At 62.3% G+C, this 14,813-nt stretch carries 13 protein-coding genes; 2 read left to right on the top strand and 11 right to left on the bottom strand.

The genetic code is table 11. The annotated features are described in order from the left end of the window. Both ctaD and coxB read right to left on the bottom strand, forming a co-directional pair. Positions 1-2,511 carry a cytochrome c oxidase subunit I gene (gene ctaD, locus RTCK_RS10695; RefSeq protein WP_142592793.1) on the bottom strand — a complete coding sequence of 837 codons (2,511 nt, stop codon included), beginning with the start codon at positions 2,509-2,511 and terminating at the stop codon, positions 1-3. Next, positions 2,508-3,404 carry a cytochrome c oxidase subunit II gene (coxB, locus tag RTCK_RS10690; protein ID WP_235988669.1) on the bottom strand — a complete coding sequence of 299 codons (897 nt, stop codon included), beginning with the start codon at positions 3,402-3,404 and terminating at the stop codon, positions 2,508-2,510. Before coxB ends, ctaD begins: the two co-directional genes overlap by 4 nt. 359 nt (positions 3,405-3,763) lie before the next feature. Here coxB and RTCK_RS10685 point away from each other — a divergent pair, with 359 nt between their 5' ends. Next, positions 3,764-3,958: a hypothetical protein gene (locus RTCK_RS10685; protein WP_142592791.1), complete on the top strand. Its 195-nt coding sequence runs from the start codon at positions 3,764-3,766 to the stop codon at positions 3,956-3,958. A 59-nt stretch (positions 3,959-4,017) separates the two neighbouring features. On the opposite strand, the gene RTCK_RS10680 is transcribed toward RTCK_RS10685, so the two are convergent. The 8 genes from RTCK_RS10680 to RTCK_RS10645 form a co-directional block, all read right to left on the bottom strand. After that, the gene (locus RTCK_RS10680) at positions 4,018-5,118 is read right to left on the bottom strand and encodes a DNA topoisomerase IB (protein ID WP_142592790.1); all 1,101 of its coding nucleotides are present in this window, start codon (positions 5,116-5,118) and stop codon (positions 4,018-4,020) included. A gap of 42 nt (positions 5,119-5,160) precedes the next feature. Continuing rightward, positions 5,161-6,873: a sensor histidine kinase gene (locus RTCK_RS10675; protein ID WP_408004525.1), complete on the bottom strand. Its 1,713-nt coding sequence runs from the start codon at positions 6,871-6,873 to the stop codon at positions 5,161-5,163. Positions 6,874-7,117: 244 nt separating this feature from the next. After that, on the bottom strand, positions 7,118-7,348 hold the full coding sequence (locus tag RTCK_RS10670; protein WP_142592789.1) for a hypothetical protein: 231 nt from the start codon (positions 7,346-7,348) through the stop codon (positions 7,118-7,120). A 46-nt stretch (positions 7,349-7,394) separates the two neighbouring features. Then, the gene (locus tag RTCK_RS10665; RefSeq protein WP_142592788.1) at positions 7,395-7,673 is read right to left on the bottom strand and encodes a hypothetical protein; all 279 of its coding nucleotides are present in this window, start codon (positions 7,671-7,673) and stop codon (positions 7,395-7,397) included. A gap of 68 nt (positions 7,674-7,741) precedes the next feature. Continuing rightward, complete coding sequence (locus RTCK_RS10660; RefSeq protein ID WP_142592787.1) at positions 7,742-8,845, bottom strand: ABC transporter ATP-binding protein; 1,104 nt, start codon at positions 8,843-8,845, stop codon at positions 7,742-7,744. Between the two features lie 5 nt (positions 8,846-8,850). After that, the gene (locus RTCK_RS10655) at positions 8,851-9,732 is read right to left on the bottom strand and encodes a carbohydrate ABC transporter permease (RefSeq protein WP_142519614.1); all 882 of its coding nucleotides are present in this window, start codon (positions 9,730-9,732) and stop codon (positions 8,851-8,853) included. Then, the gene (locus RTCK_RS10650) at positions 9,729-10,655 is read right to left on the bottom strand and encodes a carbohydrate ABC transporter permease (protein ID WP_142592786.1); all 927 of its coding nucleotides are present in this window, start codon (positions 10,653-10,655) and stop codon (positions 9,729-9,731) included. Before RTCK_RS10650 ends, RTCK_RS10655 begins: the two co-directional genes overlap by 4 nt. Positions 10,656-10,750: 95 nt before the next feature. Then, positions 10,751-12,007, bottom strand: a complete 1,257-nt coding sequence (locus tag RTCK_RS10645; protein WP_142519612.1) for an ABC transporter substrate-binding protein — start codon at positions 12,005-12,007, stop codon at positions 10,751-10,753. Between the two features lie 236 nt (positions 12,008-12,243). Here RTCK_RS10645 and RTCK_RS10640 point away from each other — a divergent pair, with 236 nt between their 5' ends. Then, positions 12,244-13,284, top strand: a complete 1,041-nt coding sequence (locus RTCK_RS10640; protein ID WP_142519611.1) for a LacI family transcriptional regulator — start codon at positions 12,244-12,246, stop codon at positions 13,282-13,284. Between the two features lie 18 nt (positions 13,285-13,302). Here RTCK_RS10640 and RTCK_RS10635 read toward each other — a convergent pair whose 3' ends face one another. Further along, positions 13,303-14,808: a tripartite tricarboxylate transporter permease gene (locus RTCK_RS10635; protein WP_142592785.1), complete on the bottom strand. Its 1,506-nt coding sequence runs from the start codon at positions 14,806-14,808 to the stop codon at positions 13,303-13,305. Positions 14,809-14,813 lie beyond the last annotated feature (5 nt).

The following is a 14,813-nucleotide window of genomic DNA, read 5'->3' as shown; positions in this document are numbered from 1 at the left end:
CTACCTCATCATCGGGAACAGCCCGAGCACGCCGAAGGATACGATGGCGGTGACCGCCAGGAAGTGCCAGTAGAGGGTCACGTTGACGATGTCCTGATCGTAGCGCGCCGTCATCCTGCCGGCGAAACTGCGCGCCAGGCAGTAGGCCTGCATGATGCAGCCGACAACGGCATGGACAACCGTCCAGATCGAGATGATCCAGACCGTAGCCGGATAGACATGGGATGTCGGGTCCATATCGTGGGTGAACGGTCCCATCAAACCCGATACCGAGGCAGCCACTGTCACGACCAAAGCGACGACCAATGCCGTGCGGGCAGCAATGATATTGTCGTCGCGGTTGAGATGACGAGCCGCCAGCATCAGCACCCAGGAGAAAAGAAACAGCAGAAGCGCGGCCATCGGCCAGAAGGCGCCGGGCCCACTGATGCCCGCGGTGAAGTCCTCATGGATGGTCCAATAGAAGAAATAGCCGAAGACGAGGCTGGCGAAAGCCGTTCCGTCGCCCACCATCGTGATGAACATCGCCCACCACCCCACGGAGGCCGGACCGGAGCGGTAGATGGGCAGGCGCTCGCCCAGTCCGACGTCGATCTCCGGTGCTTCCGGGATTTCGGCCGTTCCCGTCCATAGCCAGTACAGGATTGCCATCAAAGTGATGATGGCGCAGACGATGGTCGTGATCCACCAGTGGAAGGTCAGCGCTATGAAGACGCCACCCAGAGCCATGGCGGCGACGATCGTAACGTAGGAGGTTCCTCCGACCCGAAGGCATTGGATAGGCTCCGCATCCAGCACCGACGTAACCAGCGTCTCCCGCCGCCCCGACTTGGCATCCGGCAGATAATATCGTCCTTCGTCGATGTCGCGCTGCAGATTGGGCTGGTCCCACAGAGGATAGCGGCTGGTGATGATCGGTACCGATCGCATCCCCCAGCTTTCGTCTGGGTTGTTGGTCCACTCGAGGGTTCCGGAGCGCCACGGGTTGAGGTCGTTCAGCTTGTACTTGGGCCGGAACATGTCGACAATGATGGTCAACACCCCGGCTGCGAAGACGAAGGCGCCGATGGTGGAGATAAGATTGAACCAGTCCCATCCGAGGTCGCCCGGATAGGTGAAGACGCGGCGCGGCATGCCCCTCAGGCCTGAGAAGTGCATGGGGAAGAAGCCGACATTGAAGCCGATGAACATCAGCCAGAACGCGACCTTGCCCCATGCGTCGCTGAGCTTTTTTCCGGTAACGAACGGGAAGTAGTAATAGATCCCCGCCACCACCGGGAACAGCATTCCGCCGATCAGCACGTAGTGGAGATGGGCAACGACGAAGTAGGTGTCGTGCGCCTGCCAGTCGAAGGGCACGAGCGCCACCATGACCCCGGTCAGCCCGCCGATCACGAAGGTGATCAGGCCGCCCGCGCCGAACAGCATGGGAACGGAAAAGATCACGCGGCCGGCGAGCATCGTGGCGATGAACACGAATATCTGCACGCCCGTCGGGATGACCACGGCTTCAGATGCGGCTGAGAAGAAGGCGAGGGAGATCTGCGGCAGGCCCGTGGTGAACATGTGGTGCACCCACAGGCCGAAGCTCAGGAAGCCGGTCCCGACCGCCGCCAGAACGATCCAGGAATAGCCGACGATCGGACGCTGCGCGAAGGTCGGCACGATCATCGCCATGAGAGCGATGGCCGGCAGGAAGATGATGTAGACTTCCGGATGGCCGAAGATCCAGAAGAGATGCTGCCAGAGAAGCGGATCTCCGCCCCGCTCGGCGTCAAAGAACGGCCAGTCGAACATCCGCTCCATTTCGAACAGGATGTCCCCGGCGATCAGCGGCGGGAATGCGAACAGGATCATCCCTGCGACGATCAGGAGATACCATGCGAACATCGGCATGAGATTGATCCGCATGCCGGGAGCGCGGCATTTCATGATGCCGACGATGATCTCGACTGCAGCGGCGATGGATGCCACCTCGATGAACGACAGGCCCAGGAGCCAGATGTCCGCCCCGATGCCGGAAAATTCCTTGTCGGTCGCGAGCGGCGGGTACATGAACCAGCCGGTGCTGGGCGCCGAATTGAAGAAGATCGAGCCGCACACGAAGACGCCGCCCAGCAGGAAGCTCCAGAATCCGAAGGCGGACAGCCTGGGGAACGGCAGTTCGCGAGCCCCCAGCATCGACGGCAGCAGGAAGATCGCGATCGCCTCGAAGATCGGTACCGCAAAGAGAAACATCATCACCGTGCCGTGCAGGGTGAAGGCCTGGTTGAAGAAGTCCGCCGTCAGCAGATCGTTGTCCGGCACCGCCAGTTGCAGTCGCATGAGCAGCGCCAGCGTTCCGGCAAAGAGCATGAAGCCGAACGACGCGACGCCGTACCAGAGGCCGATGTCGCTGTTGTTCACCGAGGTCCAGTAACGCCAGCCGCCCGGCGTCTCCCAGACCTTGCGAAGCCGCTCCTCCTGGGCCGCCCTCTCTTCCGGGGAGAAATCACCAAGTACCTTCGTCATCTGAGCCCCTTCAGATAGGCGGCGATCCGCTCCGCATCCCCCTCCGGCAGCATGCCGAAGGAAGGCATCCGCGAGCCGGGCTTGATTTCGTCGGGATAACGGATGAAGCGGGCGACATCCTCCACCGTGTTCGGCAACGTCCCCGCGCCGACGCTGCCTCGAGCGCCGAATGCCGTGAGGCTCGGCCCGATCGTGCCGTCGGCCGTCGTTCCGGCGATTGCATGGCAGGCATCGCAACCGTGCCGGAGGAACAATTCGAGACCGCCCGGGTCCGCGGCAGGTCGGCCGGCCCGGCGGGAAGCGATCCAATCCTCGAATTCAGCCGCATCGACCGCTTCGACCGAGAAAGCCATCAGCGCATGGGAGGGACCGCAGAATTCGGCGCAGACGCCGCGATAGGTCCCCGGCTTCGTGGCCTCTAGCGCAACGTGGTTGATGCGCCCGGGGATCATGTCCATCTTACCGCCAAGGGAGGGAATCCAGAAGGAATGGATCACGTCAGGCGACTTCAGCACGAAGAGCACGCGCTCACCCACAGGAACGAACACCTCGTTGGCCGTTTCGAACAACAGGCTGCCGTCGGCTCTGAGATAGCGCACCCGCCACCAGAACTGCTCCCCCGTCACCTCGATCCGGCGCAATCCCCCCTCGCCGCCCGGCGCCCAAGGACGCATATTCGGCATGAGCCAGACTGCGTAGGAGAGCAACGCGGCCAACACCGTCACGGGAACGATCACACCGCACCACAGGATCACGCGGCCTGCCGATCGCTCCGAATGCGGCTCCCTTCCTGTTCGCGTCGCATAAAAAAGTGCGCCGACCACTCCGAGCCAGATCAGGCCGCCGCCGGCCAGCATGACGTAGAACAGCGTCGCAACCTTGGAAGCTTCCAAGCCTGCCGGATCGAGCGCCGACTGAACCCCCGAACATGAGGAAAGGGAAAGACAAACGAAGAGCGCACCGAGCATGCAGGCCCATCGCCCGCCACGACAGTCTGTTGCTGATCGTCGGCGCCGCGGACCTACGACACCGTATCCCTCGATAATGCCTAGATCCTCCAAGCCACCCCTCGCCCCCAAACTGCCTCCGGAGGACACCCCCGCTGGCCTTGCGGCTGCAACTCCGCAAAGGGGCTTTTGTTCCCTCGCCTTGATCAAGTTCCATCTCTTGGCGAAAGAAAGGCGGAACGTTACTGGCAGTGAAGTGTTTTCGTTCCGGGCCCGACGCCCATTCTCCAGGAAAGGATGTCACGATGCACAACTTCTTCCGACGGTTTTTCGGCAGCATCAGCGGCAGGGCGGAGCCTGCGGCCAGGGAGCAACACTCCGAAGAAATGCAGGTACTTGTTCCGGAAGCGGTTGAACTGCCGCTGCCCAAGGCACCTCAGGAAGAAATCAGCGTGCCCGCTTCGATCAACGGGCGGGATTTGTCGAGCGGCCGGCTTTAGGCGACATGGCTCCCGGTCGAGAAGACGGGAGAAGGTGGAGCGGCATCCGCGCCCCCTGATCATGCCCTCTCGGCAGCAGCCCGCCACCTTTCGACAGGTGTGGCAAATGCAGCCTCCTCGGCCGCGTGCTTCAGGAATGCCAGCATGCGTCGCTCGTCTGCCCTCAGTCCTCGCGCCTGCGGCAGCTTTCCCGGCGTGGCAAAGATTCTTTCCAGCGGCGCCATATCATCCACCAGAGACAGGATGGCAGGGTGGATGTAGCTCGAACGGCAGACCGCCGGCGTGTTGTGAAGCCGTTCGGACGCCGCACGGCAGATGAGCTTGACGCGCGGCCTCTCTCCCTCCTTCACCGCCTGCCAGACCGCGGAGAAGCCGGCAAGGCTTCCGCCCCAGGTGCGAAACGTCTTCGCGGACACGGGAAAGCCTGCCACCTCGGCGAGGTATGCGTTCAGCCTGCCGGAATCGACGGCGCGCGGCACGCCACCCTCGTCCGGCCACGAGAAAAGCTGCCGTCCCGGAAGGTCGGCAATCTCCTCGAAGATGCGCTGCAGGCGCGGATGCTTGATCGTATGGCTGACCCTCTTGCCCCCCTTGGCCGTGAACCGCAGGATCACCGCTTCGTCAGACACGGTCATGTGACGCTTCAGAAGCGTGGTGGCGCCGTAGGTTCGGTTTTCCCTGGCATAGGCCAAGTTGCCGACGCGCAGATGCGCCGTGTCCATCAATGCCACGATCGCTGCGAGAACCGCCTCGGGCGTATCCAGGCCGAGGGCAAGGTCGCGCTCGATCCGACGGCGTATTCGCGGCAGCACCTCTCCGAAGCGGACCAGTTGGTCGAACTTCAGCTCGCTGCGCAGCGCCTGCCAGTCCTGATGGTAGCGGTATTGCTTGCGTCCTCTGGCGTCATAGCCGGTTGCCTGCAGATGGCCGCGCGGATCAAGGCAGATCCAGACGTTCTCATAGGCCGGAGGAAGTCCGAGGGACGTGATCCGGCGCTTTTCGTCGGGGTCGGAAAGAAGGCTTCCGTCGGGAAGGCGGTAGCAAAATCCCTTGCCTTTCCGCAGCCGCCTTATGCCGGGTTCAGTGTCGTTGACATAGGTCAGGCCCGCAGCCTGGAGATACTGTTCATCAAGAACAGAAAGATCGGTGACGGCATCCATGGGCCATAGAACGGCAAGCGGCGATCTTCGTTCCGGACCGGCTCATCCCGACATCAGATCCTGCACTGAATCGCCCGCACCCCGCTCGAACGCCTCGCGCGGTGCGACCAGCGTCCAGACAAGACCGGTGGGAAGGTACTGTATCTGGACGTTGCCGCCGAATGCCGCTGCGGCGTGCCGGCGGATGATGGTCGTACCGAATCCTGTCTCGCTCGGCTCATGCGCCGCCGGGCCGTCCAACTCCTCCCAGGTCAGGTGGAGCAGCGAATGCGGATCCGCCGGGTCGTCCTGCCTCCAGGAAACCCGAACCCTTCCCTCCGGCACCGAAAGTGCCCCATACTTGAGCGAGTTCGTCGCAAGTTCATGAAGCACGAGGCCGAGGTTCTGCACCGCCTCCGCCCGCAGGGCAAAATCTTCCCCGTCGAGTTCCACCCGGTCCGACGCCTCCGCGAACGTGTCGAGCTGGATGGTGACGAGCCTCTTGAGCGGCACTCCCGCCCACTGCTCGCTGGCGAGAGCCTCGATCGACTTGCCGAGGCCCTGCAACCGCTCCGAGATCGCCTTCTGGAACTCATCCATGCTTCGGGACTGCCGGGCGAGTTGCCGCATCATCGCCTGCACCAGCGTCAGGATGTTCTTGGTTCGGTGGACCAGTTCATGAAGGATGAGATGCATCCGGTCTTCCGCCTGACTGCGGTCGAAGGATGCATTGGACAGCGCGACGGCGATCTGGCTCGCCTCCTTGATTCGGGTCTCGACGGGAGAGACGATCTCACCCTTGCCGATGCGTTCCGCCATCCGGGCGATCTGACTGATCGGGATTCTGAGCTGACGGGCGATCAAGTAGCCGCAGAGCATCCCGATGCCGAGGAAAAGCAGGCTGCCGATCAGCAGGCGCCGCGAGGTGGCGATCACGGCACTCTGGGCAGCCTCGATGGGACCCCAGACGACCGCCTTCCAAGTCGAGCCGAGTACCTGTGCATAACCATAGATTTGCCGCGGCTCTCCGTCGACGTCTTCGATCGTCCCGTTGATACCCGTCATCAACTTCAACGTTTCCTCCGGAAAGGCACTGATGGAAGACGCGTTGCTTTCCCCCGCCGACATGACAATCTTGCCTGCTCCGTCCACGATCGCCACCGACCATTGCGGCGGCAGCCCTTCTATGGAGATCAACCTCCCCAGATCGGCGGCATTCTGGGTCATGATCAACGCCGCGGCGCCCGAAGAGCGCGCAACATCCTCGGGCAGCGGCATGACGACATTGAAGACGAACTGCTGGCTGGTTGCGCCGAAGAAGACATCGGAGACATGAGTCACCCTGGTCTCAAGCGCAGTCGCAAGTGACTCCGGATCGGAGACCTTCCGCAATGGAGCGCCGAACGGAACGCGTGTATTCAGCAACTGCTGCCCGTCGGCTGCAGCCGCCAGGACGTAAAGCGAGTTGGAGCGCAGGCTCTTTTGGGTTCTGTTGTGGAAGGATTGGAGATTGCCCGCTTCCAGCTCCGGCGACGTTGCCAGGACGCGCAGCGTGGTGGTCATGTCCTGCAGCGTACGGTCCATCGAGCGGGCCACCGTCTGCGCTTCTTCTGCCGTGTTTGCGGCGAGTATTTCCCGGTCCCTGCGCTCCAGTTCCATCATGAGCAGCATGACGAAAACGACAAGCGGCAGGGCGACCACAGCCGAAAGCGCCACGAGATAGACACCGATGGACGCTGTGGGGACAGAACGCGAAAACCGGAAAAGTTTCCGCACTAGCACACCCCCTCTGCGACGTCAGTCCACGTCGCATCAGCAGAAAACCGCATTTTCCCGCCCTTTGCTAATATAGCACGACGACTTCTTAGCCGCTTTTTCGAAAGCGTCCAATATTATCGATTGCCTGCAATGGAGATTTCGCGGTCGGGGTAAAAATCTGTCGGCGGCAGCAGGTTCTGCTGTCCCTATTTGACGTCGTCTCCGTCTGTTTCGAGCCGATCCGGGACAGCAGAAGATATCGTTACCGGTCGGTAGGATGTTCACCGGCGTCGTAGTTCGAATCCCATTCGTTCTTGGGCATCTGCTTGCCCGGAGGCGCCTTGTGGGCGGTCGCATCCTCCGATCCGGTGATGACGGTGGGCTTGGCGCTCGCGACGCCGGAACTCTTCGCGCCTGCCTTGACGTTGGCAAACTGCGCCTTTGCGTCGTGCCTGATCGCCTCGGCGTCGGACGGCTTTCTCGATTGCGTCATTTTTCGCTCCTGCGGACTTCGGAATGCACACGGGGAGACGGATGATCTACTCCGGCTTGCGCGGCTCCTCGACATGATCAACGCGCCTGGTGCCGAAATCGTTGCGGGTCTCCCGGGAGATTCGCCCATAGTCGGCGCGATAGGATTCCCGCGCCCAGGCCTTCGACATCTCGTTCTGCCCGTAGGCATCCCGTGCCATGTCACCGGACTGCCGGCCCGCATCGCCTTCAGGCCGTGATCCGCCTTCGTCCATCGCCGGATCGCGTTCGCTTCGTAGCCCATCATTGCGGTAGCCGCCGGATGCAGACTGGTCTCTGCCCATCATCGTCGCCTCTCAATCGATTTCGTCCACCGATCCAACCGAGGCGATACCTGTTTGTTCCGGACGATCCCCTACGAGAGGCGCTGCTTGGAGACCGGGTCGAAGACGACGGCCTTGTCCAGGTTGAACAAGAAGGTGAACCGCTCCTTCGGAGCAACCGAGACATCGGCGCGTACGCGGGCGGTGAAGGTCCCGCCCTGCAGCTTGGCGGTCACGAACGTATCCGATCCTGTCGGTTCCACGAGTGCCACCTCGGCATCGACGCGTGTGACCGAACCGGCAGCGGGATCGGCAAGACTCTCGTCCGTGATGCCTTCGGGACGCAGGCCGAGAATGACGTCCCTGCCCTCCGCAAGATCAACCGTGACGGAAGCCGGCACAGCGACATTGACGGTGTTGTCGAAGATCGCGATCCGGCGGGCGCCGTCGACGGTGACGACCCTGCCCTTCAGCATGTTCATTGCCGGCGAACCCATGAAGTCGGCGACGAACAGATTGGCTGGCCTGCTGTAGATCTCGTGGGGCGTGCCGACCTGCTGGATCGCTCCGTCCCTCAGCACTACGATCTTGGTTGCCAGCGTCATCGCCTCGATCTGGTCGTGCGTGACGTAGATGATGGTGGTGTTCGTGTTGTGGTGCAGCGCCTTGATCTCGGCCCGCATCTCGACCCTGAGCTTTGCATCGAGGTTCGAGAGCGGTTCGTCGAAGAGGAAGACCCGCGGCTGCCGCACGAGTGCCCGCCCCATGGCGACGCGCTGCCGCTGCCCCCCAGAGAGCTGACTTGGCCGGCGGTCCAGAAGGTGTTCGATCTGGAGCGTGCCGGCCACGTCCCGGATCGCCTCCTTGCGTTTCACCTTGTCCACGCCTCGCATCTCCAGCGCGAAGCCGATGTTTTCCTCGACGGTCATGTTCGGATAGAGCGCATAGCTCTGGAAAACCATGGCGATGTCACGCTTGGAGGGATGCAGGTCATTGATGACCTGACCATCGAGGATGATTTGACCCGACGTCAGCGGCATCAGTCCGGCAATGGCGTTGAGAAGCGTCGACTTTCCGCAGCCGGAGGGGCCGACCAGCACCAGGAACTCGCCCTTCTCCAGTTCGATGCTGATATTCTTCAGGACCTCGTTGCTGCCGATTTTCTTGGTCAGGTTCCTGATCTCGAGAAAGCTCATTGCGTTTATCCCTTGACTGCGCCGGCCATCAGGCCGCGCACGAAATAGCGTCCGGCGACGATGTAGACGAACAAGGTGGGCAGTGCCGCGAACACGGCCGCAGCCATGTCGACATTGTATTCCTTGACGCCGGTTGAGGAGGAAACGAGGTTGTTCAGCGCCACCGTCATCGGCGACTCAGCACCCGAGGAAAAGGACACGCCGAACAGGAAGTCGTTCCAGATATTGGTGAACTGGTAGATCACGGTGACAACGATGATCGGACCCGAACTGGGCAGCAGGATCCGCCAGAAGATCTTGAAGAAGCCCGCGCCGTCGATCATCGCCGCCTTGACGAGTTCGTCCGGGAAAGCCTCGTAATAGTTACGGAAGAACAGCGTCGTGAAGCCGAGGCCGTACACCACGTGCACGAAGACCAGCCCGGCCGTCGAATTCGCGAGACCGAACACGCCGAGCACTCGCGCCATCGGGATCAGCACCGCCTGGAACGGGATGAAACAGGCGAAGAGCATCAGCCCGAAGACGATCTTGTGGCCGGGGAAGCGCCATTTGGTCAGGACATAGCCGTTCAGGGCGCCGAGTACCGTCGAGATGGCGACCGCCGGCACGACCATCTTGATCGAGTTCCAGAAGTAGCCCTTGATCCCCTCGCAGGTCACGCCGATGCAGGCCTGTCCCCACGCCTTTACCCATGCCTCCGCCGAAGGCTCGCGCGGCAGCGCGAGCATGTCGCCTCCGCGGATCTCGGCCAGCGACTTCAGCGACGTCGTCAGCATCACGTAGAGCGGCAGGAGATAGACGGCCGCCAGCAGGAACAGCAAGCCGTAGATGACGATGCGCGCGGTCCGGGCGGAGCCTGCGCTGACGGTTTCGCTGGCGGCACTCATGAACGCTTCTCCCGAAGCTCGGAATAAAGATAGGGAACGATGATGGCGGTGATGCCCATCAGCATCATCACCGCGCTCGCGGAGCCGACGGCCATCTGGCTGCGCGTGAAGGTATAGGAATACATGAAGGTGGAAGGCAGCTCCGTCGCATTCCCAGGACCGCCGCCGGTCAGCGCGATGACGAGGTCGTAGGACTTGATCGCCATGTGGGCGAGCACGATGACCGCCGACAGGAAGACAGGCCGGAGCATCGGAATGATGATCCGCCGGTAGATGGCCGTATTCGAGGCGCCGTCGATCTGTGCCGCCTTGATGATCTCTCCGTCGATCCCGCGCAGCCCGGCGAGGAACATCGCCATGACGAAGCCCGACGCCTGCCAGACGCCGGCGATGACGATCGTGTAGATCGCCATGTCGGTATTGATCAGCCAGTCGAACTTGAAGCTCTCCCAGCCGAGGTTCTGCATCGTCTTCTCCAGTCCGAGGCCCGGGTTCAGGAACCACTTCCAGGCCGTGCCGGTGACGACGAAGGAAAGAGCCATGGGGTAGAGAAAGATCGGCCGAAGCAGGCCTTCGGCCCGAATACGCTGGTCCATCAGGATCGCGATGAAGAGCCCGATGGCGATACACAGGCTGATATAGAGGACGCCGAAGATGGCGAGGTTCTTGATCGCCATGTACCAGTTCGGCTGCGACCAGAGACGGTAATAGGCATCGAAGCCGACGAGGTCGTAGACAGGCAGGATGCGCGACCGCGTGAACGAAAGATAGACCGTCCAGAGGATGAAGCCATAGACGAAGACGAGGGTGATCGCGAATGACGGCGCCAGCACGATCTTCGGCAACAGCGTGCCGAGACGGGTTGCGACGGTGCGTCTGGGACGCTCTGGCGTGACAAACGGAACGGGTTCGATTGGAGTCATGCACCACCTCCGGTCGAAGCCGGATCCTTGCCATGTGTCGGTGTGGAAATGGCCGGGCGAGACCCGGCCATTTCCAGTTGCGTATCGCGTTGCGGTTACTGAGCGGACGCTACCGCCTGCGGCAGCCGCTCCAGGGCCTGATCGGTGGTGATCTGGCCGTTCAGGTGCTGCGTGACGACGTCGAAGACGGCTTCCTTGACGGAGGACGGCTGAGCGTGGCCATGCGCGAGCGAGCCTGCAAGATTGCCGCTTGCAGCGGCTTCGGCCAGGTCCTTCATGCCCTTCTTGCCGCAGTCGTCGAAGTCCGTGTCCGGGACGTCGGTGCGGGCCGGGACCGAGCCCTTGACCGTGTTGAAGGCGATCTGGAAGGCCGGGTCCTCGACCGCAGCAGCCATCTTGAGCTGAGCGTTGCGCTTGTCCTCGCCGACGTCGAACATCACGAACTGGTCGGAGTTGAAGAGCACGGAACCTTGCGTGCCGGGGAAGCGGATGCAGACGAAGTCCTCGCCGGGCTTCTTTTCCGCGCGCAGCCATTCACCCTTCGACCAGTCGCCCATCTGCTGGGCGCCGGCCTTGCCTTCGATCACCAGCGCGGTGGAAAGGTTCCAGTCGCGGCCGGAGAAGTTCGGGTCGAAATACTCGCGCAGCTTGGACATGTTGTCGAAGACCTTGCGCATCGTGTCGCTGGAAAGCGCTTCCGCATCGGCGTCGATGACGGCCTTTTTGTAGAAATCCATGCCGCCGACCGAAAGGACGACGGCCTCCCACAGCGTGCCGTCCTGCCACGGCTGACCGCCATGGGCGAGCGGTGTGATGCCCTGCTCCTTGAACTTGTCGAGAACGGCGAAAAGCTCGTCCATGTTTTCCGGCGCCTTACCGCCGGCCTTGTCGAGCGCTGCCTTGTTCAGCCACAGCCAGTTGGTGGAGTGGACGTTCACGGGCGCAGCGATCCAGTCGCCGTCATACTTGGAAAATTCCTGAAGCGCAGCCGGGATGACCTTGTCCCAGCCCTGCTCGTTGGCGAGATCGTTCAGGTTGCCGACGACCCCCATTTCGGCCCAGTCCTTGATGTCGAAGCCGAGCATCTGGACGGCCGTCGGCGGATCGCCGGAGGTGACACGGGCGCGAAGGGCCGTCATGGCCTGGACGCCCGAGCCGCCCGCGACCGGCATGTCTTGCCAGGAAATCCCCTGCTTCTGCAGGTTTTCCTTGAGCACGTTGAGCGCTGCGGCCTCTCCGCCCGAGGTCCACCAATGGAGGACTTCGACGCTTTCCTGGGCCTTTGCCGCACCTGCGGTAAGCGCGATGACGGCGGCGCCGGCGGCCAGCTTCGTAAACGTTCTGATGTTCATGAGAATCTCCCTCTAGATCCGGGCTCCTCTCCGGATAACGATTTATAACGATACAAGCGGAGGGAATGTCAACCCCGACGACCACCGCTGCCGATAGCCCTTCGATTCCGTCAACCTATTGTTTTTGAAATCACACCACGGGAGAACAAAAGGTTCGCGCCACATTGCCACACGCATTTGTAACGATATATTTGGCACCGGTGCTGCGGGAGCGCGGGGAGACGAGGGCCAGATGAATGTCTGACGACAGACGCAAGAAGCACGCCGTGCGGGAGGGGACGGCGGCCCAGGCATCGGAAACGAAGCCGACGCTGAAGACGCTCGCGGAACTGACGGGTCTTGCTGTCACGACCGTGTCTCGCGCCCTTGCCGATGCTCCGCAGATCGCCCTTGAAACGCGCCTTCGCGTTCGAAGGGCGGCCGATGAGATCGGCTATCATCCCGACCGGGCGGCGCAAAGGCTGCGGACCGGCCGCACCAATGTCATCAGCCTGGTGCTCGACCCTCACGAGGAAATTCTGGGCTATGCCACCTCGATGATCAACGGCCTGACGGAAGCCCTGCGCGGGACACCCTATCACCTGGTGATCACGCCGCATTTCTCCGATACGCCGCAAATCGAACCGGTACGCTACATCATGCGCAACCGTCTCGCCGACGGGATCATCTTCACCCGGACCGAGCCCTCTGACGAGCGCGTGAGGCTGCTGCTGGAAAAGGACTTTCCCTTCATCTGCCACGGCCGGACGGAACTGGCGACACCACATCCCTACGTGGACTTCGACAATTACGCCTTCGCCTATCAGGCGGCACGCAAGCTGATCGCCTCAGGCGCCCGCAAGCTCTGCATTGTCCTGCCGCCGGATCGGTTCACCTTCGCGCACCACATGCGCCATGGCTTCATGACCGCCATTCGGGAAGAGGGCATTCCCTTCGACATTCCGACCGAGGTGACCCTCGACAGCAAGTCGGACGCCATACGCGAGGTGATCTATCGACGGCTGCAGCAGCCGGATCGCCCGGATGGTTTCATCTGCGGCGGCGAGGTCTCCGCAATGGCGGTGATGGCCGCCGCCTCCGATCGCGGACTGGAACTTTGTCGCGACGTGATGCTGGTGGCGAAGCAGACCTCAGGCCTGTTCGATCAGATCCGGCCGCGTGTCGAGACGATTTATGAGGATCTGGCGGAGGCCGGCGCCACCATGGGCCGGCTGCTGCTGCGCCGGATAGCCGAGCGGCCACCGGTCTCGGAACTGCAGGCGCTCCACTCGATCTGAGCGCCTGCAGCGGCTGTCTCAATCTTCTTCCTGGAAGACCTCTTCGCGTTTCTTGCGCACGCTGGGCAGGAAGACGATCACAAGCACCACGAGCGCGATGAAGAGCAGCGTGGCGCTGATCGGGCGCGTGAAGAAGGTGCTCGGATCGCCCCGCGACAGGATCATGGCCCGGCGCAGGTTCTCTTCGAGCAACGGCCCGAGTACGAAGCCGAGCAGCAGCGGCGCCGGCTCGCAGCGCAGCTTGACCAGCACGTAGCCGATGAAGCCGAAGAAGGCGACTGCGAAGAGGTCGTAGACGTTCGAATTCACGCTGTAGACCCCGATCGAGCAGAAGGCCATGATGATCGGGAAGAGCACGTAATAGGGGATGGTCAGCAGCTTCACCCACAGCCCGATCAGCGGCAGGTTCAGTACCACGAGCATCAGATTGCCGATCCACATGGAGGCGATGATGCCCCAGAACAATGCCGGCTGCTCCGTCGCCACGTTGGGACCCGGAACGATGCCCTGGATGATCATGGCGCCGATCATCAGCGCCATCACCGGGTTCGCCGGGATGCCGAGGGTCAGGAGCGGGATGAAGGAGGTCTGGGCACCGGCATTGTTTGCCGATTCCGGACCGGCGACACCGGCGACGGATCCTTGGCCGAATTCCTCCGGCCGGTCGGACACCCGCTTCTCCACGGTATAGGAAGCGAAGGAGGCAAGGATGGCACCGCCGCCCGGCAGGATGCCGAGTGCCGAGCCGATGGCGGTGCCCCTCAGCACCGGCCCGACCATGCGGCGGAAGTCGTCCTTCGTCGGCAGCAGACCGCTGACCTTCGCCATCAGCAGCGAGCGCGTCTTCTCGCTTTCCAAGTTGCGCAGAATTTCGGCGATACCGAAGACGCCGACGGCAACGGCAACGAAGTTCAACCCGTCGGAATACTCACGGATGCCGAGCGTGAAACGCGGCGTGCCGGTGTAGATGTCGGTGCCCACGAGGCCGAGCAGCAACCCGAGCGCCACCATGGCGAGCGCCTTGATGATGGAGCCGTGGGCGAGCGCGATCGACGACACGAGACCGACGATCATCAGCGAGAAATACTCCGCCGCCCCGAACTGCAGCGCGATCTCCGTCAGCGGAGGGGCGAAGATGGCGACGAGGAACGTCGAGACCGTTCCGGCGAAGAAGGAGCCGAGCGCGGCGATTGCCAGAGCTGCCCCTGCCCTCCCTCTCTTCGCCATCTGGTAGCCGTCGATGGCGGTGACGGCAGAGGAGGATTCCCCCGGCATGTTGATGAGGATGGCGGTCGTCGAGCCGCCGTATTGCGCACCGTAATAGATGCCGGCCAGCATGATGAGTGAAGAGACGGGCTCCAGCTGGAAGGTGATCGGCAGCAGCATGGCGATGGTGGCCGTGGCGCCGATCCCCGGCAGGACGCCGATCAGCGTTCCCAGCAGTACCCCGATCAGGCAGAAGAACAGGTTTTCCAAGGATGAGGCGGTAGAAAAGCCCAGCGCGAGGTTATTGAAGAAATCCATCTGTC

Source organism: Pseudorhizobium endolithicum (assembly GCF_902153245.2).
GTDB classification, from domain to species: Bacteria; Pseudomonadota; Alphaproteobacteria; order Rhizobiales; family Rhizobiaceae; genus Neorhizobium; species Neorhizobium endolithicum.
Note: the sequence above shows the minus strand (reverse complement) of the source record. Positions and strands in the feature narration are given on the sequence as shown.

Coding starts and splice junctions, on each gene's coding strand:
- RTCK_RS10635 (WP_142592785.1), bottom strand. CDS start 14,808: ATGGATTTCTTCAATAACCTCGCGCTGGGCTTTTCTACCGCCTCATCC.
- RTCK_RS10665 (WP_142592788.1), bottom strand. CDS start 7,673: ATGATGGGCAGAGACCAGTCTGCATCCGGCGGCTACCGCAATGATGGG.
- RTCK_RS10660 (WP_142592787.1), bottom strand. CDS start 8,845: ATGAGCTTTCTCGAGATCAGGAACCTGACCAAGAAAATCGGCAGCAAC.
- RTCK_RS10655 (WP_142519614.1), bottom strand. CDS start 9,732: ATGAGTGCCGCCAGCGAAACCGTCAGCGCAGGCTCCGCCCGGACCGCG.
- ctaD (WP_142592793.1), bottom strand. CDS start 2,511: ATGACGAAGGTACTTGGTGATTTCTCCCCGGAAGAGAGGGCGGCCCAG.
- RTCK_RS10640 (WP_142519611.1), top strand. CDS start 12,244: ATGTCTGACGACAGACGCAAGAAGCACGCCGTGCGGGAGGGGACGGCG.
- RTCK_RS10680 (WP_142592790.1), bottom strand. CDS start 5,118: ATGGATGCCGTCACCGATCTTTCTGTTCTTGATGAACAGTATCTCCAG.
- RTCK_RS10670 (WP_142592789.1), bottom strand. CDS start 7,348: ATGACGCAATCGAGAAAGCCGTCCGACGCCGAGGCGATCAGGCACGAC.
- RTCK_RS10645 (WP_142519612.1), bottom strand. CDS start 12,007: ATGAACATCAGAACGTTTACGAAGCTGGCCGCCGGCGCCGCCGTCATC.
- RTCK_RS10685 (WP_142592791.1), top strand. CDS start 3,764: ATGCACAACTTCTTCCGACGGTTTTTCGGCAGCATCAGCGGCAGGGCG.
- RTCK_RS10650 (WP_142592786.1), bottom strand. CDS start 10,655: ATGACTCCAATCGAACCCGTTCCGTTTGTCACGCCAGAGCGTCCCAGA.